21 protein-coding genes and 3 tRNA genes are annotated in these 22700 nt (G+C 70.9%); 14 read left to right on the top strand and 10 right to left on the bottom strand.

Annotation, left to right across the window (positions count from 1 at the left end):
* The first annotated feature begins 274 nt into the window (after nucleotides 1-274).
* The 3 genes from ACIQHQ_RS17150 to ACIQHQ_RS17140 all read left to right on the top strand — a co-directional run bounded on the left by ACIQHQ_RS17150 (nucleotide 275) and on the right by ACIQHQ_RS17140 (nucleotide 4811).
* A complete protein-coding gene (locus ACIQHQ_RS17150) occupies nucleotides 275-2107 on the top strand; it encodes a hypothetical protein (RefSeq protein WP_402613060.1) in 1833 nt (610 codons plus the stop codon).
* Between the two features lie 214 nt (nucleotides 2108-2321).
* Nucleotides 2322-3791: a N,N-dimethylformamidase beta subunit family domain-containing protein gene (locus ACIQHQ_RS17145; RefSeq protein WP_402612743.1), complete on the top strand. Its 1470-nt coding sequence runs from the start codon at nucleotides 2322-2324 to the stop codon at nucleotides 3789-3791.
* 120 nt (nucleotides 3792-3911) lie between these two features.
* A complete protein-coding gene (locus ACIQHQ_RS17140; protein ID WP_402612742.1) occupies nucleotides 3912-4811 on the top strand; it encodes a phosphoribosylaminoimidazolesuccinocarboxamide synthase in 900 nt (299 codons plus the stop codon).
* Between the two features lie 42 nt (nucleotides 4812-4853).
* On the opposite strand, the gene ACIQHQ_RS17135 is transcribed toward ACIQHQ_RS17140, so the two are convergent.
* From ACIQHQ_RS17135 to ACIQHQ_RS17100, 8 genes are all read right to left on the bottom strand, one after another.
* A tRNA-Gly gene (locus ACIQHQ_RS17135) sits at nucleotides 4854-4929 on the bottom strand.
* Between the two features lie 22 nt (nucleotides 4930-4951).
* Nucleotides 4952-5572, bottom strand: coding sequence for a response regulator (locus tag ACIQHQ_RS17130; protein WP_402612741.1), 621 nt, complete (start codon nucleotides 5570-5572; stop codon nucleotides 4952-4954).
* Nucleotides 5569-6852, bottom strand: coding sequence for a sensor histidine kinase (locus ACIQHQ_RS17125; RefSeq protein WP_402612740.1), 1284 nt, complete (start codon nucleotides 6850-6852; stop codon nucleotides 5569-5571). Before ACIQHQ_RS17125 ends, ACIQHQ_RS17130 begins: the two co-directional genes overlap by 4 nt.
* Before the next feature lie 22 nt (nucleotides 6853-6874).
* Nucleotides 6875-7675 (bottom strand): ABC transporter permease, encoded by an 801-nt coding sequence (locus ACIQHQ_RS17120; RefSeq protein ID WP_402612739.1) that lies wholly within the window; start codon nucleotides 7673-7675, stop codon nucleotides 6875-6877.
* The gene (locus tag ACIQHQ_RS17115) at nucleotides 7672-8643 is read right to left on the bottom strand and encodes an ABC transporter ATP-binding protein (protein ID WP_402612738.1); all 972 of its coding nucleotides are present in this window, start codon (nucleotides 8641-8643) and stop codon (nucleotides 7672-7674) included. The genes ACIQHQ_RS17120 and ACIQHQ_RS17115 overlap by 4 nt, the downstream gene beginning before the upstream one ends.
* 137 nt (nucleotides 8644-8780) lie before the next feature.
* Nucleotides 8781-8853 (bottom strand) — tRNA-Gly (locus ACIQHQ_RS17110).
* A 119-nt stretch (nucleotides 8854-8972) separates the two neighbouring features.
* Nucleotides 8973-9044 (bottom strand) — tRNA-Gly (locus ACIQHQ_RS17105).
* A 133-nt stretch (nucleotides 9045-9177) separates the two neighbouring features.
* Nucleotides 9178-9495: an Lsr2 family protein gene (locus ACIQHQ_RS17100; RefSeq protein ID WP_402613059.1), complete on the bottom strand. Its 318-nt coding sequence runs from the start codon at nucleotides 9493-9495 to the stop codon at nucleotides 9178-9180.
* Between the two features lie 324 nt (nucleotides 9496-9819).
* Here ACIQHQ_RS17100 and purS point away from each other — a divergent pair, with 324 nt between their 5' ends.
* The 9 genes from purS (at nucleotide 9820) to purM (ending at nucleotide 18813) form a co-directional block, all read left to right on the top strand.
* Nucleotides 9820-10083 (top strand): phosphoribosylformylglycinamidine synthase subunit PurS, encoded by a 264-nt coding sequence (purS, locus tag ACIQHQ_RS17095; protein ID WP_006133353.1) that lies wholly within the window; start codon nucleotides 9820-9822, stop codon nucleotides 10081-10083.
* Complete coding sequence (gene purQ / locus ACIQHQ_RS17090; protein WP_283974191.1) at nucleotides 10080-10760, top strand: phosphoribosylformylglycinamidine synthase subunit PurQ; 681 nt, start codon at nucleotides 10080-10082, stop codon at nucleotides 10758-10760. The genes purS and purQ overlap by 4 nt, the downstream gene beginning before the upstream one ends.
* The gene (purL, locus tag ACIQHQ_RS17085) at nucleotides 10757-13015 is read left to right on the top strand and encodes a phosphoribosylformylglycinamidine synthase subunit PurL (protein ID WP_402612737.1); all 2259 of its coding nucleotides are present in this window, start codon (nucleotides 10757-10759) and stop codon (nucleotides 13013-13015) included. The genes purQ and purL overlap by 4 nt, the downstream gene beginning before the upstream one ends.
* A gap of 116 nt (nucleotides 13016-13131) precedes the next feature.
* Nucleotides 13132-13632: an ArsR/SmtB family transcription factor gene (locus ACIQHQ_RS17080; protein ID WP_402612736.1), complete on the top strand. Its 501-nt coding sequence runs from the start codon at nucleotides 13132-13134 to the stop codon at nucleotides 13630-13632.
* A gap of 17 nt (nucleotides 13633-13649) precedes the next feature.
* Nucleotides 13650-14483 carry a M23 family metallopeptidase gene (locus ACIQHQ_RS17075; RefSeq protein WP_402612735.1) on the top strand — a complete coding sequence of 278 codons (834 nt, stop codon included), beginning with the start codon at nucleotides 13650-13652 and terminating at the stop codon, nucleotides 14481-14483.
* 4 nt (nucleotides 14484-14487) lie between these two features.
* Entirely contained in the window at nucleotides 14488-15285 is a 798-nt protein-coding gene (locus ACIQHQ_RS17070) for a sterol carrier family protein (protein WP_402612734.1), read from the top strand.
* Nucleotides 15286-15322: 37 nt separating this feature from the next.
* The gene (locus tag ACIQHQ_RS17065) at nucleotides 15323-16096 is read left to right on the top strand and encodes an META domain-containing protein (protein ID WP_402612733.1); all 774 of its coding nucleotides are present in this window, start codon (nucleotides 15323-15325) and stop codon (nucleotides 16094-16096) included.
* 63 nt (nucleotides 16097-16159) lie between these two features.
* Nucleotides 16160-17689 (top strand): amidophosphoribosyltransferase, encoded by a 1530-nt coding sequence (purF, locus tag ACIQHQ_RS17060; protein WP_402612732.1) that lies wholly within the window; start codon nucleotides 16160-16162, stop codon nucleotides 17687-17689.
* 44 nt (nucleotides 17690-17733) lie between these two features.
* Nucleotides 17734-18813 (top strand): phosphoribosylformylglycinamidine cyclo-ligase, encoded by a 1080-nt coding sequence (purM, locus tag ACIQHQ_RS17055; protein WP_402612731.1) that lies wholly within the window; start codon nucleotides 17734-17736, stop codon nucleotides 18811-18813.
* An 83-nt stretch (nucleotides 18814-18896) separates the two neighbouring features.
* Here the strand turns inward: purM and ACIQHQ_RS17050 are convergent, their stop codons facing one another.
* Together ACIQHQ_RS17050 and ACIQHQ_RS17045 are read right to left on the bottom strand one after the other, a co-directional pair.
* Nucleotides 18897-19142, bottom strand: coding sequence for a DUF3073 domain-containing protein (locus ACIQHQ_RS17050; RefSeq protein ID WP_366716256.1), 246 nt, complete (start codon nucleotides 19140-19142; stop codon nucleotides 18897-18899).
* Between the two features lie 319 nt (nucleotides 19143-19461).
* Nucleotides 19462-20568, bottom strand: coding sequence for a Leu/Phe/Val dehydrogenase (locus ACIQHQ_RS17045; protein ID WP_402612730.1), 1107 nt, complete (start codon nucleotides 20566-20568; stop codon nucleotides 19462-19464).
* 222 nt (nucleotides 20569-20790) lie between these two features.
* Here ACIQHQ_RS17045 and ACIQHQ_RS17040 point away from each other — a divergent pair, with 222 nt between their 5' ends.
* Both ACIQHQ_RS17040 and bldC read left to right on the top strand, forming a co-directional pair.
* Nucleotides 20791-21636, top strand: coding sequence for a hypothetical protein (locus ACIQHQ_RS17040; RefSeq protein ID WP_402612729.1), 846 nt, complete (start codon nucleotides 20791-20793; stop codon nucleotides 21634-21636).
* A gap of 597 nt (nucleotides 21637-22233) precedes the next feature.
* Complete coding sequence (gene bldC, locus ACIQHQ_RS17035; protein WP_003949541.1) at nucleotides 22234-22440, top strand: developmental transcriptional regulator BldC; 207 nt, start codon at nucleotides 22234-22236, stop codon at nucleotides 22438-22440.
* Nucleotides 22441-22700: the final 260 nt, after the last annotated feature.

Genomic DNA, 22700 nt, shown 5'->3' with positions numbered 1-22700 from the left:
GCCCCGGATCCGTCTCAGGATCCGGGGCCTGACGTATGCGAGAGGTGGGGGCCGATGCGCGCTTTCCGTCATCCACCTCTCCCCAAAGCCATTCCATCGAGTGACCGCTGCCGTATCCGGCTGACGGGGGGCGGAGCCCCAACTAGGGTGCGGCGCAAGCGTTCCGGCACTTGGCCCACCGGCATTGCGATGTCGGTGGCGGGTGCCACAGTGGGGGAGTGAGCAAGGAAAGCGTCGGGTCAACGGGGAGGGGGTGAGGTCGGTCGTGACCGGAATGGGTGTGGAAGCAGGCGCGCAGGTCGCGCGGGCACGGGCACTGGCCGTGCTGCGCGTCCGCAGCCGGGCGCTGGCCGTCGCCCTGCTGCCCGCCGCCGTCGCCGTGATCCTGCTCGCGGGCGTGGCGGGCGACCGCCTGGACGGGCCCGTCTGGGACCAGGCCCGCTGGGTCCTGACGCCGGTGGCGGCCCTCGTGCTGCTCGCCGCCGCCGGGATCGCCCTGGTCGTCGCCCGGGCCCGGCCGGCGATGAGCCCGACCGTCCCGGTCACCGAGGAGGCGGCTCCCGACCTGTACCGGATGGTGCGCGACCTCGCCGACCGCCTCGACGTCCCAGCGCCCTCCGCGATAGCGCTCACCCCGGACTGCGACAGCTGGCTGGAGGACCGCACCCACCCGGCCCACGGACCGCCCCCGGCCGAAGAACACCAGGACATAGCGGGTGCGGGGAGGCAGGCGCACCGCCGGCAGCCCGTCGCGCCGGTCCTCGTCATCGGCTCCCCGTTCCTGTGGTGGATGAGGGTCGGCGAACTGCGCGCCGTCCTCGCTCCGGTCGTCGCCGGTACGGGGCCCTCGGCCCACCCGGACATAGCCGCCGCCCGTCGCTTCGTCCGAGGCCTGGACGCGGCGGTGGCCGTGACATCGGCGCCCCGCCGCGATCCGGTGTCGAGGGCGTTGCTCGCCGGGGTCGGCCGGGTCGCCCGGCTGCTGCTGCGCAGGTGCCGCGGCCATGCCGCCGAGATGGAGCGGGGCGTGGCGGCCGCGGCCGCGGAGCGTGCACAGGCTGTGGATTACGGGCTGCGGATCGTCGCCCAGGAGCAGGTGGGCCTGGCCTATGCGGGCTGGGACCGGCTGCTGACCCGGGTCGCGCTGCCGGCCTGGCGGATGGGCCGCTGGCCGTCCCGGCTGGACGCCGGCGTCGTCGCGGCGCTCACGGAACTGTCCCGGCGCGACCGCCTGGCCGAGGGCTTCGCATCCCGGCTCGGCGAGCGGCCCGCCTGCGATCTGCTGGAGGAGCCGGGCGCGGTCGACGAGGCCGCCTCCCTCCTCGCCGCCCGCCTCTTCCACGGCGGTCCCGCCGGGCCCGGGCCCGACTGGTCGCCGGTGGACTGGAGCGACTACCCGGAGGAGGTGGTGGACCGCAAGTGGCGCCTCGACGCGGCCCGCCTCCATCGTGTCCTGGACGCGATGGGCGTCCGTCCCGTCCCCGGGCCCACGGCCCCCGCGACCGGTGCCCCGACCCTGTCCCGCGTCCTGGACCACCTCACGGACACGGCTCCCGGGTGGACGGCGCAGAAGGCGGGCGCCTCCGGCCCCGCAGCTGATTCCCCCGCCCCCGGACCGGGGACCACCCCGGCCGAGGACCCCGCGACATCCCCCGGCACCCGGGACCCCCACGACGACGAGGACCTCTCCGGCACGACGGCCCCCAGCGCCACCCTCGCCGCCCGGCTCAGCGCCGAACTGGCCCGCGAGGAGGCCGCCCCCTCCCCGGCGGCCCCGTCTCCCGCCGCCCCGTCCCCCACCCCCGATCCCACCACCCTCTGGGACGACCGGGCCCTCCCCCTCTTCCCCCTCCAGCCCCCGCGCACGGCCAGAGAACTGCTCGCCGACCACCTCACCGCAATGGTCTGCTGCGCCGCGATGGACACCGCCGGAGCGATGCCGGGCCTGGACTGGCTGGACGGCCCGACCCTCCTCGTCGACGGCGAGCGCACGGCCGATCTGGCGCCCAAGGTCCTCACCCTCATCGAGGACGGCGACGCCACGCCTCTGCGGATCTGGCTGTCCCAGCTCGGCATACGCCCGGAGAAGCCGGTCCGTCTCGTCTGACGCCCCGGAGCACCTGCTTCCGGTTCTGGCCAATTCGAAACGAACGGTGACGAAGTGCGCGCTTTATGTGATGTGCTTGGACCGTTCGTGCGTAGGGCAAAGGCTTGCGACATACGACAAACACATAGGCGTGAAGGCGTCGCATGCACCGCGGAGCACCGCACGCGCCACACAGGTACGCACCACCACGGGGGTAAGGGGAGGGGAAGCCACCATGGGTTCGGAGCAGATCCGCCGTTGGGAGTCGGGAGCGCTGGCGCACGCCGTGACGGATCCCTTCGGGCAGGGCCCCGTTCCGTGGCTGCGCGGCAACGTGACGTACTTCGGCGACTCGGGCCAGGTCGTCCCCTGGTACGTGGACCAGGACGCGCCCCACCCGTCGAAGAAGGGCACGGGCGGCCCCCGCGCGGCCGACGACGTGCACCGCCAGATCAAGGGCTTCACCTCCACCGGGGCGGTCGCGCCCGGCGAGGCCATCGACTTCCACGTCACCGTCGACCCGCCGCAGCAGTTCGCCGTCGACATCTACCGCATCGGTCACTACGGCGGAGACGGCGCCGCGAAGATCACCACCAGTCCGCGGCTGTCCGGCATCGTCCAGCCCGCGCCGCTCACCGCGGACCGCACGGTCTCCTGCCACCACTGGTGGCTGTCCTGGCGGCTCCAGGTCCCGTCGTACTGGAACGTCGGCGCGTACGTCGCCGTCCTCACCACCGCCGGCGGCTACCGCTCCCACGTGCCCTTCACCGTCCGCCACGACCAGCCCGCCGACCTGCTGCTCGTGCTGCCCGACGTCACCTGGCAGGCCTACAACCTCTACCCGGAGGACGGCCGCACCGGTGCCAGCCTCTACCACGCCTGGGACGAGCAGGGCCGTCTGCTCGGCGAGTCCGAGGCCGCCATGACGGTCTCCTTCGACCGCCCCTACGCGGGCGCCGGCCTCCCCCTGCACGTAGGACACGCCTACGACTTCATCCGCTGGGCCGAGCGCTACGGCTACGACGTGGCCTACGCCGACGCGAGCGACCTGCACGCGGGCCGCGTCGACCCCACCCGCTACCGGGGACTGGTCTTCCCGGGCCACGACGAGTACTGGTCGGCCGGCATGCGCGCCACCGTGGAGCTCGCCCGCGACGCCGGCACCTCGCTCGTCTTCCTCTCCGCGAACTCCATGTACTGGCAGGTGGAGCTGGGCCCCTCCCCGTCCGGAGTCCCCGACCGGCTGCTGACCTGCCGCAAGCGCCGGGGCCCGGGCAAGCCGGTGCTGTGGCGGGAGATCGACCGTGCGGAGCAGCAGCTCCTGGGCATCCAGTACGCCGGGCCCGTCCCCGAGCCGCACCCGCTGATCGTCCGCAACGCAGGGCACTGGCTGTGGGAGGCGACCGGCGCGCGCGAGGGCGACGAGATCGAGAACCTGGTGGCGGGCGAGGCCGACCGTTACTTCCCGCGCACCCCGCTGCCCGAGCACGAGGAGCGCATGCTGCTCGCCCACTCCCCGTACACCGACAAGGCCGGCGTCCTCCGTCACCAGGAGACGTCCCTGTACCGCGCCCCCTCCGGCGCCTGGGTCTTCGCAGCAGGAACGTTCGCCTGGTCACCGGCCCTGGACCGCCCCGGCCACGTCGACACGCGCATCCAGCGGGCCACCGCCAATCTCCTGGACCGCATCTGCAAACGCGACTGACCCCCTGTCGGTGATCAGGCTCGAGTACGGGAGAATCGAGCCACTTGGGCCCGCCCGTCGCCCACCACCCTGCTTGGGCCCTTCGGGCGCCCCTCTTTTTTTCAACCACGGGGAGGAACCGTGTCCGGATTCGTCGAAAAGCCCGAGCCGCTCCAGGTTCCGGGCCTGGTACATCTGCACACCGGCAAGGTGCGCGAGCTGTACCGCAACGAGGCGGGCGACCTCGTGATGGTCGCCAGCGACCGCATCTCCGCCTACGACTGGGTGCTGCCCACCGAGATCCCCGACAAGGGCCGGATCCTCACCCAGCTGTCCCTGTGGTGGTTCGACCGGCTCGCCGACCTGGTCCCGAACCACGTCCTGAGCACGGAACTGCCCGAGGGCGCCCCGGCCGACTGGGCGGGCCGCACGCTCGTCTGCAAGTCGCTCCAGATGGTCCCGGTGGAGTGCGTGGCCCGCGGCTACCTCACCGGCTCCGGCCTCGCCGAGTACCACCAGACCCGCACGGTCTGCGGCCTCGCCCTGCCGGAGGGCCTGACCGACGGCAGTGAACTGCCCGCCCCGATCTTCACCCCGGCCACCAAGGCCGCCGTCGGCGAGCACGACGAGAACGTCTCCTACGAGGAGGTCGCCCGCCAGGTCGGCGCCGACACCGCGGCCCGGCTGCGCCAGGTGACCCTCGCCGTCTACTCCCGGGGCCGGGACATCGCCCGGGAGCGGGGCATCATCCTCGCGGACACCAAATTCGAGTTCGGCTTCGACGGCGACGACCTGGTCCTCGCGGACGAGGTCCTCACCGCGGACTCCTCCCGCTTCTGGCCGGCCGACCAGTGGCAGCCGGGCCGCGCACAGCCGTCGTACGACAAGCAGTACGTCCGCGACTGGCTGACCTCGGCGGAGTCCGGCTGGGACCGGGGGAGCGAGCAGCCGCCGCCCGCCCTGCCCCAGCAGGTCGTCGACGCCACCCGCGCCAAGTACGTCGAGGCGTACGAGCGCCTGACCGGCACGAGCTGGTCGTAGAACGCGCGGAAGCCCCCCGGCCGGAACCGGGGGGCTTCTCGATGGAGCGAACGACGAGGTTCGAACTCGCGACCTCAACCTTGGCAAGGTTGCGCTCTACCAACTGAGCTACGTTCGCATGCGCCGTGGCGCGAGAACCACTATACCCAACCTTGCTCCCGCGCGAGCCGCACCGCCGCATGCCGATTCTCCGCACCGAGCTTCGACACGGCCGACGACAGATAGTTCCGCACGGTCCCCTGGGACAGCGCGGCCCGCTCGGCGATCTCCGCGACCGGTGCCCCGTCGGCCGCGAGTTCCAGGACCTCCGCTTCCCGCGCGGTCAGCGGCGAGTCCCCGGCGGCGATCGCGTCGGCGGCCAACTCCGGGTCGACGTAACGGTTCCCGGCGTGCACCGTCCGGATGATCTCCGCCAGCCGCCGCGCGCTCACGGTCTTCGGCACGAACCCCCGCACCCCGGCCTCCAGCGCCCGTTTCAGGTGCCCGGGCCGCCCGTGGCTGGTGACGATGAGGACCCTGCAGCCGGGCAGTTCGGCCCGCAGGGATGTGGCGACCTTCACACCGTCGGCCCCGGGCATCTGCAGATCCAGCACGGCGACATCGGGCTTGTGCGCCCGCGCCATCGCCATCGCCTCGGGCCCGGTGGCCGCCTCGGCGACGACCATGAGATCGTCCTCCAAAGACAGCAGCGCGGCGAGCGCTCCCCGGATGAGGTGCTCGTCGTCGGCGAGCAGCAGCCGGACGGGCTCCACGACCGTCATGAGGTGACCTCGCTCACCGAACGTACGGCGACAGCGGCCGGGACGGCGCCGGACGCGGCGGGCGGCGAAGGCAGCGGAATCTCCGCCGTCAGCCGGAACAGCCCCCGCCCCGCGGGCCCGGCGTCCAGCGTCCCGTCGAGCTCCGCCAGCCGCTCCCGCAACCCGGCGAGCCCCGAACCGGGGGGCCCGGACGCGGGTTCCGTCCCCGTCTCGCTCACCCCGTCGTTCTCCACGGACAGCACCACGCGCCCCTCCAGCACCCGCAGTCGCACCGCGCACCGCCGCGCGTCCCCATGCCGCAGGACGTTCGTCGCGGCCTCCCGCACCACCCACCCCAGAGCGGACTGCACGGCAGCCGGCAGCCGTGCCGCCGTCGCCCCGCCGACCGTGCAGTCGATGCCGGCCGCCGCCAGCACCCCTTGCGCACCGGCGAGTTCCGACGCCAGGTCGGCCTCCCGGTAGCCGCGCACGACCTCCCGCACCTCCCGCTGCGACTCCTGCGCGAGCCGCTGCACCTCGACCATCTGCGCCACGGCCTCCGGCCGCCCCCGCTGGGCCAGTTGCACCGCCAGCTCGCTCTTCAGGGCGATCACGGCGAGGTTGCGCCCCATCACGTCGTGCAGATCCCGTCCGAACCGCAGCCGCTCCTCGGCGACGGCGAGCCGGGCCCGGGTCTCGCGGGCCTCGTCGAGTTCGTAGACGGCGTCGAGCAGCCACACGGAGAAGACGGCCGTGAAAGCGATGAACACGCCACCGATCAGCACGATGAGCGCCGTGATCAGCGCCGTGAGCACGGAGGCGCCGAGCGCGAACGCCACGGCCCAGGCACCTGCCGCGAAGCCGCCCGCGATGGCGAACGCGCGCCGCCGGTCGCGGACACCGAGCGCGATGATGCCGGGCCCGAAGACCAGGATCACCCCGAAGACGCCACCGGCGGCGGTGTCGACGTCCTCGCCGTCGGGTCCGAGCTCGGCGAGGCCGAGGGCGGCGGCGGCGATCGCGGCGGTGACGGCGGCCAGCGTCCACATCAGCCCGGTGGGCTGGGGCCTGCGGCCACGCGTCCAGTCGATCGCCCGTGACACGGTCACGAAGCACAGGGCGGCGTGCACCGCCACCACCAGCAGGGCGGCACTGCCCAGCCGCGCCCCGAGCGGGGCCACGGAGGTGATCCCGACGGAGAAGAACTCCATCACCGCGAAGAAGTGGAACGACCACCGCGTGTACGTCTCGACCTTCTCCGGCGTGCTCTTGTGCCGCCACCACCTGCCCGGCGTGCGCATCGGCCCGTCACTCCCCCCTCGGTCAGCGCCGCGGTTCCCAGCGGAACCACCGCTGTACAGCAAACACTGCGATGACGATCCAGGCCACGGCGGTGGTGACGGCACCCAGCGCCTCGTACGCGGAGAGGGACCCGGTCCAGCCGCCGCGCACCAGCGTGACGACGGGCGTCAGCGGCAGCAGTTCGCAGACGGAGGCGACCCGGTCCGGCAGGAGTTCCAGCGGCACGAACATGCCCGAGCCGAACATCGAGACCATCAGCAGCGGCATGGGCGTGACCTGGGCGCTCTCGCCGGTCCGGGTGAAGCTCGCGGTGGCCGCGGCGAGGGCGACGCACATCACGATGCCCGCCAGCAGGCCGAGGACGACCAGATGGGGCGCCGACGGCGCGGACAGGTCCAGCAGCGCGACGCAGCCGGCCGCCAGCAGCAGGCACTGCACCAGCCCGGTGAGGGCGGCCGGCAGCGCGGAGCCGGCCAGGATCTCGACGTCCCGCAGCTCCCCGGTGCGCAGCCGCTTGAGGACGAGCTCCTCGCGCCGGACGACGAACACGCCGACGAGCACCGAGTAGACGGCGAACAGCAGCGAGAAGCCGACCGCGGCGGGCAGCACCAGGGTGCCGGTGTTCAGCCCCGCCCCGGCGAGGTCCATCTCCTGGGACGCCTGGGCTGCGCTGAGCGGCAGCATCAGGGGCACGAACAGCGCCGCGAAGAGCGCACCCCGGGTCCGCCCGAGCAGGGTCAGTTCGGCGCGGGCGAGAGCGGTCATCCGGCTCAGCGGAGTCGTCGCCGGTGCCGGGCGGGGCGTCGTGTGCGTGGTGCTCATGCCGCGTACTCCTTCGTCGTCGTGCTCGCGGACCGCTCGGCGGAGGCGTGCCCGGCGATGCCGAGGAACGCCTCCTCCAGGGAGGCCGAGCGCACGTCCAGGCGGCGCAGTTCCACCCGGGCCTCGGCGGCCCACATCAGCAGCCCGGTGGCCGTCCGCTGCAGTTCGCGAGTACGGAGCCGGACGATCCGGCCGTCGGTCCCGTGTCCGGACACGCCCAGCTCGCCGAGCGGCGGAAGATCGCCGACGAAGTAGCCGTCGGGCAGCTCGAAGGAGATCCGCGACGGTTCCGCCGCGGTCACCTCGGCCGGGGTTCCGGTGGTGGCGATGCGGCCCTCGTGCATGATCGCCAGCCGGTCGGCGAGCTGCTCGGCCTCCTCCAGGTAGTGCGTGGTCAGCAGCACCGTCGTCCCGCGGTCGCGCAGCGCGCTCACCAATTCCCAGGTGGCCCGGCGGCCTTCGGCGTCCAGCCCGGTGGACGGCTCGTCGAGGAAGAGCACCTCGGGATCGCCGAGCAGGGCGAGCGCCAGGTCGAGGCGGCGCCGCTGGCCGCCGGACAGTTGCTTGACCCGGGTCCCGGCCTTCGACTCCAGGCCTACCAGCGCCAGCACCTCCGCCGGCGGCCGCGCCCCGCTCACGCACCCCGCCCACATCCGCGCGGTCTCCGCGACGGTGAGCTCGGACGGGAAGCCGCCTTCCTGGAGCATCACGCCGGTGCGGGGCCGTACGGCGGCCCGGTCGGTGTACGGGTCGTGGCCGAGGACCCGCACGCTGCCGCCGGCCGGCTCCGCGAGTCCCTCCAGGAGTTCGACGGTCGAGGTCTTGCCCGCGCCGTTGGTGCCGAGCAGTGCGAAGATCTCCGCGCGCCGTACGGAAAAGCTGATTCCGCGTACGGCCTCGAACCCGCCCCCGTACACACGCCGCAGGTCAGTGACCTCAATCACGTGTTCGTGTCCGTTGGATTCCATGCCTCAAGCGTGTCGGCCGCGCGGACCGGACAGCAGTGCGCGCTGTCATCACTCGGCATGACAAATGTCAGGCGGACGCTCAGGTGTTGGGGGACGAAGAAGACCCCGGTCCTGATGGACCGGGGTCTTCATTCCCGAGCGGACGACGAGGTTCGAACTCGCGACCTCAACCTTGGCAAGGTTGCGCTCTACCAACTGAGCTACGTCCGCATATGCTCCCGATCAGCTTTCACTGACCGGTGCGGGCACCAGCCTACCTGATCCTCCCCCAAGCTCTCGACAAGCTCGAGCAGGGGGTACCACCATGAGTGGCCGGTACGGCGATGCAGAGCGGGTGACAGGAATCGCACACTGCGCCTTCCCCCTGGAAGGGGGATGTTCTACTACTGAACTACACCCGCATGTCTCCGTGAGCCGGGCCTTTCGGCCTCGCCCCTCGGCGTGCTCCAGACTCTAGCTGATCAGACGGGGTGCTGCGCAAGTCGGTTGCCGCGAGGGGCGGGTGACCGGGCATCGCCGGGGTCCGACGGGCCGTCACCGCGCGGCGCTGAACGCCTCGTAGACCTTCTTGGGGATGCGTCCGCGTGCGGGGACGTCCATCTTGTTGGCCTGGGCCCAAGCGCGCACCGCCGACGGGTCGGGGGCGACCTCCGTCTGCCGGTACGCCTTGCCCGAGCGGGACCGCTTGCGCCCGGCCTCCACGTAGGGCGCGAGCGCCTTCCGCAGTTCTCCGGCGTTGACTTCACTCAGGTCGATCTCGTACGACCTGCCGTCCAGTCCGAAGGCGATCGTTTCCGCCGCTTCCGAGCCGTCGATGTCGTCGAAGAGAGTGACCACGACCTTCTGCGCCACGAATATCGGTCCCTTCATGCGGCACCTTGCCAATTCATTTGTACAGTGCCTGGCAATACATTGTGAAGCCCGACTAAATCCTTCCGCGTGTCCAAAATCAAGAGGGGGGCGGAAGTGACTTCGCTGGAAGCGTGGTGGCGGGAGACGGGCGGGCGCAATAGGTTTCGGGTGTCGATCCGGGATCTTTCCCGAAAATTTCGGGTGTGGTCCCACTGATGCGGGATCGTGATGACGGTCACGTAGTTTCCTACAAGTCAACGCGCGTAGAAATTTTGTGCGGGTAGTCTGAAGGGACCTGCTCAGCACCACACACCGGGAGTGCCAGTGGCACGCGTCGTAGTCGACGTCATGCTCAAGCCGGAGATCCTCGACCCCCAGGGCCAGGCGGTGCAGCGCGCACTGCCGCGGCTGGGATTCGAGGGGATCTCGGACGTCCGCCAGGGAAAGCGTTTCGAACTGGAAGTTGACGGGCCGGTCGACGAGGCCGCCCTCGCCCGCATTCATGATCTTGCGGAGTCCTTCCTCGCGAACACCGTGATCGAGGACTTCACGGTCCGGGTCGAGGAAGTCGCGGAGGCCGCGAAGTGACCGCTCGTATCGGCGTCGTCACTTTTCCCGGCAGTCTCGACGACCGCGACACCCAGCGCGCGATCCGCGTCGCCGGCGCCGAGCCGGTCGCCCTCTGGCACAAGGACAAAGACCTCAAGCAGGTCGACGCCGTGGTGCTGTGCGGTGGATTCTCCTACGGCGACTATCTGCGTGCCGGGGCCATCGCCCGTTTCTCGCCGGTGATGGAGCCCCTGCTGGAGCAGGCCAAGGCCGGTCTTCCGGTGCTCGGCATCTGCAACGGCTTCCAGATCCTCACCGAGGCCCATCTGCTGCCGGGCACGATGCTCCGCAACAACCACCTGCACTTCATCTGCCGTGACCAGAAGCTGCGGGTGGAGAACGCCGAGACCTCCTGGACCACCGACTACTCGGCCGGCCAGGAGATCCACATCCCGCTGAAGAACAACGACGGGCAGTACGTCGCCGACGCGTACACGCTCGACGAGCTGGAGGCCGAGGGCCGCGTCGCCTTCCGCTACCTGGACTTCAACCCCAACGGCTCCCAGCGGGACATCGCCGGTGTCACCAACGAGGCCGGAAACGTGGTCGGCCTCATGCCGCATCCCGAGCACGCCGTCGAGCCGCTGATCGGCACCGGTCGCACCGACGGCCTCCCGTTCTTCACCTCGATCCTCAAGAAGCTGGTCAACGCATGAGCCGGACGCCTCTGGACACGGTCGAGCACGCGGCCGCGACCCCCGACGTCGAGCTGCCCTGGGCCGAACTGGGCCTGAAGAAGGACGAGTACGAGCGGGTCGTGGAGATCCTCGGCCGTCGGCCCACCGGGGCCGAGCTCGCCATGTACTCGGTGATGTGGTCGGAGCACTGCTCGTACAAGAGCAGCAAGGTGCACCTGCGCCAGTTCGGTGAGAAGGCCCCCGAGTCCGACGCGATGCTCGTCGGCATCGGAGAGAACGCCGGTGTGGTCGACGTCGGCCAGGGCTACGCGGTCACCTTCAAGGTCGAGTCGCACAACCACCCGTCGTACGTGGAGCCCTACCAGGGCGCGGCCACCGGCGTCGGCGGCATCGTCCGCGACATCATCGCGATGGGCGCCCGGCCGGTCGCGGTCGTCGACCCCCTGCGCTTCGGCGCGGCCGACCACCCCGACACCAAGCGCGTCCTGCCCGGCGTCGTCGCCGGCATCGGCGGCTACGGCAACTGCCTGGGCCTGCCCAACATCGGCGGCGAGGTCGTCTTCGACGCCTGCTACCAGGGCAACCCGCTGGTCAACGCCGGTGCCATCGGCGTCATGCGGCACGAGGACATCCACCTCGCCAAGGCGTCCGGCGCGGGCAACAAGGTCATCCTCTACGGGGCCCGGACCGGCGGTGACGGCATCGGCGGCGCCTCGATCCTGGCCTCCGAGACCTTCGACGACGCCAAGCCGTCGAAGCGCCCGGCCGTGCAGGTCGGCGACCCCTTCCAGGAGAAGCTCCTCATCGAGTGCACCCTGGAGGCCTTCCGGGAGAAGCTGGTCGTCGGCATCCAGGACCTCGGCGCGGCCGGCCTGTCCTGCGCCACCTCCGAGCTCGCCTCCAACGGCTCCGGCGGCATGCGCGTCACCCTGGACGACGTCCCGCTGCGCGACTCCACGCTCTCGCCCGAGGAGATCCTCATGAGCGAGTCACAGGAGCGCATGTGCGCGGTCGTCGAGCCGGAGAAGGTCGACCGCTTCCTGGAGATCTGCGACAAGTGGGACGTCATCGCCACCGTCATCGGTGAGGTGACCGACGGCGACCGCCTGGAGATCTACTGGCACGGCGGCAAGATCGTCGACGTCGACCCGCGCACGGTCGCGCACGAGGGCCCTGTCTACGAGCGCCCCTACGCCCGCCCCTCCTGGCAGGACGAGCTGCAGGCCGACGACGCGAACAAGCTGCCGCGGCCGGCGACCTCCGAGGAGCTGAAGGACCAGGTCCTCAAGCTGGTCGGCTCCCCGAATCAGGCCTCCAAGTCCTGGATCACCAGCCAGTACGACCACTTCGTGCAGGGCAACACCGTCCTGGCCCAGCCCGAGGACTCCGGCATGATCCGGATCGACGAGGAGACCGGCCTCGGCGTTGCCATCGCCACGGACGGCAACGGCCGGTACGCCAAGCTCGACCCGTACCACGGCGCCCAGCTCGCGCTGGCGGAGGCGTACCGCAACGTCGCCACCACCGGTGCCAAGCCGCTGGCGGTCTCCGACTGCCTGAACTTCGGCTCGCCCGAGGACCCGGCGGTGATGTGGCAGTTCGCGGAGGCCGTGCGCGGTCTGGCGGACGCCTGCCAGCAGCTGGGCACCCCGGTGACCGGCGGCAACGTGTCCCTGTACAACCAGACGGGCGAGGCGGCCATCCACCCGACGCCGGTCGTCGCGGTGCTCGGCGTCATCGACGACGTGGCCCGCCGCACGCCCGTCGCCTTCCAGGAGGAGGGCCAGCTGCTCTACCTCCTCGGCGACACCCGCGAGGAGTTCGGCGGCTCGGCCTGGTCGCAGGTGATCCACGACCACCTCGGCGGTCTGCCCCCGAAGGTCGACCTGGAGCGCGAGCGGCTGCTCGCCGAGATCCTGATCTCCGCCTCCCGCGACGGCATGATCGACTCCGCGCACGACCTGTCCGACGGCGGTCTGATCCAGGCGGTCGTCGAGTCGGCCCTGCTGGGTGACAAGGGTGCCCGCCTGATCGTCCCGGACGGTCTGGACGCCTTCACCTTCCTGTTCTCCGAGTCGGCGGGCCGCGCGGTCGTGGCCGTGCCGCGCTCGGAGGAGCTCCGCTTCAACGACATGTGCGGCGCGCGGGGCCTGCCCGCCACCCGCATCGGTGTCGTCGACGGCGACAGCGTGGAGGTCCAGGGCGAGTTCGCGCTCACCCTGGCCGAGCTGCGCGAGACGCACGAGAGCACGATCCCGGCCCTGCTGAAGTAGGCAACCGCTCCGAAGCCCCCGTCCGGACCACCCGGGCGGGGGCTTCGCCGTGCCCGGACCGGGTCGGCGCACACCGGCTCTTGCACGGAATTACGTACTTCCGTATTTTTGGAGGGGTGGAACTGGAACAACGCGTCGCCGACCTCGAACGCCGCCTGGCGGCCCTGGAAGGTGCCCAGGACACCGGCCCCCGCATCGACGGGAGCGACTTCTGGGCGCTGAACGGCTTGAAGGAGCAACTGACCGAGGCGGGAGCGGCCGACGGCGGTGTCCTCTACACAGGCTCCGTCCGCCTGCCGACGGGCGAGCAGTACGCCTGGCAGATGACCGCCCTCACGGAGAACCTGCTGGACGACGCATGGACGACGGCCGCCGAGTCGTTCGCGGCGCTCGGCCACCCGGTCCGGCTCCGGCTGCTGCGCGAGGTCCTCGGTGGCCGGCGCACCGCCGCCGAACTCGCCGAGCTGGACGAGGTCGGCACGACCGGCCAGATCTACCACCACCTGAGCCGGCTCACCGCCACGGGCTGGCTGCACACGACCGGCCAGGGCCGCCACGAGGTGCCGCCGGGGCGGGTCGTCCCGCTGCTCGTGGCGCTGGCGACGGCCCGTCCGTAGACGAACAGGGGGACAGGATGTCCGTACGCAAGCTCGGCATGGCCGCTTTCCGTGCTCTTCAGCTGCTCTTCATCGCCCTGGTGATCGCCCACGTCAGCCTGGGCTGGAGCCATCCGGTCCTCTGGGACCTGCTGCCGCTGGTGCTCGCGTACGCCGTCGTCACCGTCGCCAACCGGTGGGGCGGCGCCCCCGACAGTCCCCGGGTGGCCCGCGAGCCCGTCGAGGTCGTCCCGCCCGTCACCGGCCGCTGGTCCGCACTGAACAGCCCGGCGGACCGCACCCCCAGCCACGGCATCCACGCCCACGGCCAGACGTATGCCATCGACGTCGTGGCCGAGCCAGCGCCCGGTGCCCGCCCCGCCTTCCGCCGGCTGTGGCCGCTCGCCCGCCGCCCCCGCGACTTCCCGGCCTTCGGGGCCCCGATCCTCGCGGTCGCCGACGCCACCGTCGTACGGGCGGAGGACCGGCAGCGCGACCACCTCAGCCGCACGTCCCTGCCGGGGCTGCTGTACCTCGCGCTGATCGAGGGCTCGGTGCGCGAGCTGTGCGGCACCCGGCGCATCCTCGGCAACCACGTCGTCCTCGACCTCGGCGACGGTACCTACGCCGCCTACGCCCACCTCCGGCGCGGCACCGTCACCGTCCGCGAGGGCGACCGCGTCCGCGCCGGGCAGCCGATCGCCCGCTGCGGCAACTCCGGCAACTCCTCCGAACCCCACCTGCACTTCCAGCTGATGGACGCCCCGGACCCCGACGCCGCCCGTGGCGTCCCCTTCACCTGGCGCGGGATCGGCGTCCCCCGCAACGGCGAGACCTTCGACGCGCCCGCCGCGGCGCCCGCCCTAGGCTGACCCCATGCCCCCGGCCAGGAAACGCCCCCGCAGCTACGACCCCGCCAAGATCCGCACAGCCGTGCTCGCCCAGTTCGGGCACGTGCGGACCGCTGTCGCCGGGCTCACGGCCGAGCAGCTCGCCCTGCCCACCCGGCTGGGCGACTGGACGGTCCGGGAGCTCGTGGCGCACTTCGGGATGACCCTGCGGGCCGTCTCCCGCCTGGTGGGTCTGCCGGAGCCGGCCCGGCAGGAGTGCACGCTGCTCGACTGGCCCTTCGCGATCGCCGCCGAGGCGCCGGACATCGCCGCGTACGCCCGTGAACTGGCCGAACGTCACCCCGACCCGGATGCCTACCTCGCCGCCGCCGAGGAGCGCTTCACCGCCGACCTCGCCGCGCATCCCGGCACCCGGCTGCTCGCCACCGGCGCCGGCGCCCTGCCGCTCGCCGATTACCTGGTCACCCGCACCGTCGAACTCGTCACCCACACCGACGACCTCAACGCCGCCGTCCCCGGCTTGGACGTCCCCTACGACCGGCAGGCCCTGGCCGCCTGCACCCGGCTGCTGGCCGATGCGCTCGCCGTGAAGGCACCGGGCGGGTCGACGGAGGTGAGAGTGCCGCCCTACGCCGTCGTGCAGTGCGTGGAGGGGCCGAGGCACACCCGGGGGACCCCGCCCAACGTCGTCGAGACGGACCCGCTGACCTGGATCCGGCTGGCAACCGGCCGGCTGGCCTGGGCACAGGCACTGGGGGACGCCGAGGTCCGCGCGAGCGGGGAACGCGCGGATCTGTCGGTCTACCTGCCCCTGATGAAATAAGGGGAACCGATCCCCCCGGGTCGCCCGTCGAAGTGGCATGGACAGGCAGAAGCAGCGCATGACCCTGACGGCCGCCGCCATGCTCGTCCCGCTCACGGCGGCCTGTGGAGTTGAGAAGGCGGACGGCGGCAGCGGCTCGGTCGGTGCCGGGAAGCCGCTCACCGGTGTGCGGTGGAGCGTGGACAACGTCACTACGGACGGCAAGACACAGAAGGCTCCCACCGGGGCCCATGTGACCATCGACAAGGGCCGGGCGGAGGGCAGCCTCGGCTGCAACGACTTCAGCGCCGAGGCCACGGTCGACGGCGACCGCGTCCGGCTGGGCAAGACCAGGTCCACCCGGATGGCCTGCGAGAACAAGCCCATGGCCTTCGAGACGCGTCTCGCACGCGCCCTCTCCGGCCAGGAGCTGAAGGCGAAGGTGGACGGCGACCGCCTCACCCTCACCACCGCCCGGGGCGACACCGTCCGCCTGACCGAGGCGAAGGACGCCCCGCTGGCCGGCACCGAGTGGACCTTCACGATCCCGAGGGCGGACGGCCGGGCCCACCTCACCTTCGACGAGCAGAAGGGCACCGTCTCCGGCAGCCTCGGCTGCAACAAGGTGAACGCCAAGGCCACGGTCCGCGACGGCCATATCACCCTCGGCCCCCCTGCCACGACCCGAATGGTGTGCGAAGACTCACTCATGGCCGACGAGAAGACCCTGCTGGGGCTTTTCGACGGGAAGCCCAAGTACCGAGTGGATCACCAAACCCTCACGCTGACCAGCGAAAACGGTACGCGTGTGCAGGCGGTCGCCGAGCGGTGATGGACCGGAAAGTCCGGTATCCCCAATTCGGACCAGTGGTCGACCTCGCCTACACTCGGTGGTGTGCCACGTGGTGACGGACGACTCAACCACGACCTGCTCCCCGGTGAGAAGGGCCCCCAGGACGCTTGCGGCGTCTTCGGTGTCTGGGCTCCGGGCGAAGAGGTCGCCAAGCTCACGTACTTCGGGCTCTACGCCCTCCAGCATCGAGGCCAGGAATCCGCGGGAATCGCGGTCAGCAACGGCTCACAGATCCTCGTCTTCAAGGACATGGGCCTGGTTTCCCAGGTCTTCGACGAAACCTCCCTCGGTTCGCTCCAGGGTCACATCGCGGTCGGACACGCCCGCTACTCGACCACCGGTGCCTCCGTCTGGGAGAACGCCCAGCCGACGTTCCGTGCCACCGGGCACGGATCCATCGCGCTCGGCCACAACGGCAACCTCGTCAACACCGCCCAGCTCGCCGAGATGGTGGCCGACCTGCCCAAGCAGGAAGGCGGCCGCACCCCGCGCGTCGCGGCGACCAACGACACCGACCTGCTCACCGCGCTCCTCGCGGCCCAGGTCGACGAGGACGGCAAGCCGCTGACCATCGAGGAGGCCGCTCACACCGTCCTCCCGCAGGTCCGGGGCGCCTTCTCCCTCGTCTTCATGGACGAGCACACCCTGTACGCGGCCCGCGACCCGCAGGGCATCCGCCCGCTGGTCCTCGGCCGCCTGGAGCGCGGCTGGGTCGTCGCCTCCGAGTCCGCCGCCCTCGACATCTGCGGCGCCAGCTACGTCCGCGAGATCGAGCCGGGCGAGTTCGTCGCCATCGACGAGAACGGCCTGCGCACCTCCCGATTCGCGGACGCGAAGCCCAAGGGCTGTGTCTTCGAGTACGTGTACCTGGCCCGCCCGGACACCGACATCGCCGGCCGGAACGTGTACCTCTCCCGCGTGGAGATGGGCCGCAAGCTGGCGAAGGAGGCCCCGGTCGAGGCCGACCTGGTCATAGCGACCCCGGAGTCCGGCACGCCCGCGGCGATCGGCTACGCGGAGGCCTCCGGCATCCCGTTCGGCGCCGGCCTCGTCAAGAACGCGTACGTCGGCCGGACGTTCATCCAGCCCTCGCAGACCATCCGCCAGCTGGGCATCCGCCTGAAGCTGAACCCGCTGAAGGAAGTCATCAAGGGCAAGCGACTGGTCGTCGTCGACGACTCGATCGTGCGCGGCAACACCCAGCGGGCCCTGGTCCGCATGCTCCGCGAGGCGGGCGCCGCCGAGGTCCACATCCGGATCTCCTCGCCGCCCGTGAAGTGGCCCTGCTTCTTCGGCATCGACTTCGCCACCCGCGCCGAGCTCATCGCCAACGGCATGACGATCGACGAGATCGGCACCTCCCTGGGCGCCGACTCCCTGGCCTACATCTCCATCGACGGCATGATCGAGGCGACCACCATCGCCAAGCCGAACCTGTGCCGTGCCTGCTTCGACGGCGAGTACCCGATGGAGCTCCCCGATCCCGAGCTGCTCGGCAAGCAGCTGCTGGAGACGGAGCTGGCCGCCGGCCCGGCCGCCACGGCCGCAGCCGACGCGATCCGCCGCCCGTAGACGGCCGTAACACCTGCCGTACGACACGAAGGTTCTCTTTAGCCATGTCCGAGAAACCCCATGCCGAGGGCGGCGCCAGCTACGCAGCCGCGGGCGTCGACATCGAAGCGGGCGACCGCGCCGTCGAACTGATGAAGGAGTGGGTGAAGAAGGCCCAGCGCCCCGAGGTCCTCGGCGGCCTCGGCGGCTTCGCCGGCCTCTTCGACGCCTCCGCCCTGAAGAACTACGAGCGGCCTCTGCTCGCCTCCGCCACCGACGGTGTCGGCACCAAGGTCGACATCGCCCGCCGCCTGGGCGTCTACGACACCATCGGCCACGACCTGGTCGCCATGGTGATGGACGACATCGTGGTGTGCGGCGCCGAGCCCCTGTTCATGACCGACTACATCTGCGTCGGCAAGGTCCACCCGGAGCGGGTCGCCGCCATCGTCAAGGGCATCGCCGAGGGCTGTGTGCTGGCCGGCTGCGCCCTGGTAGGGGGCGAGACGGCCGAGCACCCGGGCCTGCTGGGCGAGGACGACTTCGACGTCGCCGGCGCGGGTACGGGCGTCGTGGAGGCCGACCGGCTGCTCGGCGCGGATCGCATCCGGACGGGTGACGCGGTGATCGCCATGGCGTCCTCCGGTCTCCACTCGAACGGGTACTCCCTCGTCCGGCACGTCCTGCTGAATCAGGCCGGCCTGGCCCTGGACGCGCACATCGAGGAACTCGGCCGCACCCTCGGCGAGGAGCTGCTGGAGCCCACGAAGATCTACTCGCTGGACTGCCTGGCCCTGATGCGCACCACCGAGGTGCACGCCTTCAGCCACGTCACCGGCGGCGGACTCGCGGCCAACCTCGCCCGAGTCGTCCCGGACGACCTGCACGCGGTCGTGGACCGCTCCACGTGGGCGCCGGCCCCGATCTTCGACCTCGTCGGCCGTACGGGCGGTGTCGAGCGCCTGGAGCTCGAGAAGACGCTGAACATGGGCGTCGGCATGATCGCGATCGTGCCGCAGGAGTCCGTGGACGTGGCCCTGACGACCCTCGCCGACCGGGGCGTGGACGCCTGGGTGGCCGGAGAGATGACGAACCGGGGCGAGCACACCACTGGTGCCGCCCTGATCGGTGACTACGCGAGCTGAGGCACGGAGTTCGTGACCCTGCGGGCAGCACAGAACCCGGTCGGTGACCGAAGTCACCGACCGGGTACGTGCTCAGTGCAAGGTCAAGCGCCGCGACGATGCTGCGAGGACTGGCTGTCCTCGTCGTCGTCGTCCTCGTAGAGGTCGGCGTACCGTGCGTACAGGTCGTCGTCCTCATCGTCTTCGAACGGCTCGCCGTTAGGCGGCTGCGGATTCGAAGGCGATGCACCCAGCTCCTCGGCCAGGCGTGAGAGGTCAGTCCCACCGCTGTTGTACTTCAGCTGGCGGGCGACCTTCGTCTGCTTGGCCTTGGCCCGGCCGCGCCCCATGGCTCGACCCCCTCAACGACGGGGCTCGACGGCCCCAGAGTCTTGACACGCGTTCATGGTCCGGCACGGACTCTCCGCGGAGAGACCGGTCCGTAGGGCTTCCACGGTACCTGAGCCCGCGCCCATACGGTACGTCGCCCGCATGACGTGCCCGCGCCCAGGACCTTCGAGGCGCCCCGTCCTCGCTGGTCAACCGCGATTTTAACCACTTATCGGCGGTCGACCCGCCGGTAGAAGTGAGAGTTCTCTCTAACTGCCCACCGGCGGGTACCGGCCAAACGTGCGAGAGACCCGAGATCGATCCCGCACCGGACCGGGGTCAGCGCACCCGGCGGGCCCGGGCCGCGTCGTGCATCCGCTGTTCGGCGATCCGGTCGGCCGCGGCGGCCGGCGGAATGCCGTCCTCCTTCGCACGTGCGAATATGGCCAGCATGGTGTCGAAGATCTTCGACGCCTTCGTCTTGCACCGGTCGAAATCGAAGCCGTGCAGCTCGTCGGCGACCTGGATGACACCGCCGGCGTTCACCACGTAGTCCGGCGCGTAGAGGATCCCGCGGTCGGCGAGGTCCTTCTCCACGCCCGGGTGGGCGAGCTGGTTGTTGGCGGCGCCGCAGACCACCTTGGCGGTGAGCGCGGGCACGGTGTCGTCGTTCAGGGCCCCGCCGAGTGCGCACGGGGCGTAGATGTCGAGGCCCTCGGCGCGGATCAGCGTGGCGGTGTCGGCGACGGCCGTCACGCCCGTCGGGTGGGCCGCGAGGATCCGCCCCACGGCGTCCTCGCGCACGTCGGTGATGACGACCTCGGCGCCCTCCGCCCGCAGGTGCTCCACCAGGTGGTGGCCGACCTTGCCGACACCGGCGATGCCGACCCGCTTCCCGCGCAGCGAGGGGTCGCCCCACAGATGCTGCGCGGAGGCTCGCATGCCCTGGTAGACCCCGTAGGCGGTGAGGACCGAGGAGTCCCCCGCGCCGCCGTTCTCGGGGGAGCGACCGGTCGTCCAGCGGCACTCGCGCGCCACGACGTCCATGTCGGCGACGTACGTGCCGACATCGCAGGCGGTGACGTACCGGCCGCCGAGCGAGGCGACGAAACGGCCGTAGGCGAGGAGCAGCTCCTCGGTCTTGACACGCTCCGGGTCGCCGATGATCACGGCCTTGCCGCCGCCGTGGTCGAGACCGGCCATGGCGTTCTTGTACGACATCCCGCGGGCGAGGTTCAGCGCGTCGGCGACGGCTTCGGCCTCGTTCGCGTACGGGTAGAAGCGCGTACCGCCGAGCGCGGGGCCCAGGGCGGTGGAGTGGAGGGCGATGACGGCCTTGAGGCCGCTCGCGCGGTCCTGGCAGAGCACGACTTGCTCATGTCCGCCCTGGTCCGAGTGGAACAGGGTGTGCAGTACATCAGCAGGTGCGCCGGTTACGTCGGTCACTGTGGTGACTCCTGTGTAGTTGCGGCGGGCGGAGACCAGCTCCCGTGCGGGTGGCGGAGGCTGTTGGGCACGAGATTAGAGCCTGGTGGGCCCGCTGACCGCACAGTGCACAGGATCACCTCCGACCGGAGTACACCCGTGCGACGATTTGCATAGATTTCCCGCGCGATCGTGAGTGGGTTCCGCAGGTTTTCGCGGCGGTGCGCGGGGGAGGGAGCAGGCGTGCCCAAGGTGACCTCGCTGATCGTCCCCTACGCGACCTACCTGCGCGTGTACGAACCGCTGGCCGCCTTCCCCGAGCCGGAGCGCAGCCAGTGGGCCCGCTACGCCCGCCGTACGGACCGCCCCTCCTACCAGGACGAATTGCGCCGGGCCCTGGCCGACTTGGCACCCACCCCGCCGGTCCCGGTGCCGGTGCACGAGAGCGAGGACGCCTTCGTGCTGGAGGTCGACGGCGTCGTCTGCGTCTGCCCCTGGCGCACCCGGCTGCGCGGCTGGCTCGCCCTGGACGAGCTCGCCGAGGAGCTCCCGCCGCCGGTCATGGACGCGGTCCTGCCGCCCGTCCTGCGGCGCCAGGCGACTCAGGACTACGAGCGCTGGCTGTCGATCAACCCGGACGCCCGGCCGTGGATCCGTACAGCCACCTGGCAGGTGCCGATCAACTGGTTCGTGCTGGTCTCCGACGAGGAGCGCGAGTACGACAAGGGCGCCTCGGTCGACAGCCCGCCCGTGCTGCGCTACCGCACCCCCATGGTGCAGGCCCGGCGGCGGGTGGCCCGGGGCCTGCGCGCCCTGCGGGAGGCCATGGACGAGGGGCCGCTGATCGACGGGCTGATGGACGTCGGACGCTGGCTGGAGGAGTTCCACCCGCGCTCGCTGGTGGAGCTGGACTACGGCGGCCTGGTGCACGCCGTGCCGGCCGGGGCGCTGGAGCACGACCACTCCGCCGCGGACGTGGCCGAGGGTATCGCCGCGCTGCGCCGGGGCGACGGGACCGCCGCGGGGGAGGCCTACGCCCGGCTCGTGGAGCGCTGGCGTTCCGTACGGAATCTGCGGTCGGCCAACTGACCCCTGACCCTGTGGTCCGTGGACCGCTCGCCGTCGGTAACGAACTGACGTTTGACGAACCGCCCGATTTGGGGTTTCGTCCTCGCACCGAGGTCCTGAAGCGGGCTGTGCGTCTTCTGAGGCTTCGTCACCAAGGGACGTAGGGACCGATCCGGGCAGACCTCTCAAGTAGGCCAAGCGTGACGGACTACACGTACGAGGCTCTTGCGTCCCTTGCCCCTCCTCATGCCAAAATAGGACAAGGAGTCCGGGGAGGGCTCCTTCCGTCCCGTGGTGCTGCACTATGGGTGGAATCTCAGCATTGCACGCTTTGGGGGGTCTGATGCCTTCCTGATCACCCTGTGACTGATCGTCACAGCGGTGTGACTGTCCGCTATGGCATGGTCCATCGGCTTCCGTCGCTGATGAACACCTGGAGGGGCAATTCCATCGGTTTGGCCGACGCGGCTGGACAGATGGTGTAGTTGTAGTGCCGAGGACAAGCCGTTCGTCCTATAACCGACTCGACTCGCGTCCGCCATTTCGGGCAACGCGGGTCAAGGTGCAGAATTTAGAGGAAAGAACCGAGAAGGTTCGGTTCTCCCGAGGAGGCCGCTCATGACCGCTCGCACCCCTGATGCCGAGCCGCTGCTGACCCCGGCTGAGGTCGCCACGATGTTCCGCGTCGACCCCAAGACGGTCACGCGGTGGGCGAAGGCCGGCAAGCTCACGTCGATCCGCACGCTCGGCGGGCATCGGCGCTACCGCGAGGCCGAGGTCCGCGCTCTGCTCGCGGGCATCCCGCAGCAGCGCAGCGAGGCCTGAACAACTGAATAACCGGGCAAACCAGCTGGTTCCCCCAACTGGCCGCGACGTCCGGAACCACAGCTCCACACGACGCGGGACCTGCCCCAACAGGCCCCACGCCCAAGCCACTCAGAGCTTTCCAGGCATATAGCAGGGTGCGTCGTCGATCGCGCTGGACTCCGCCGGGTCCAGCGCGATCTTTTTTGTGCGCCCCCGGTCGGTCCGCCGATGCTGCTGTGAGCGGCCTTGTAGGAGCCTGGGGAGGGGTGTCGAATCCC

This window comes from Streptomyces sp. NPDC092370 (assembly GCF_044755265.1).
Lineage (GTDB): Bacteria > Actinomycetota > Actinomycetes > Streptomycetales > Streptomycetaceae > Streptomyces.
The sequence above is the reverse complement of the archived record's forward strand: the minus strand, read 5'-3'. Positions and strand labels throughout refer to the sequence as shown.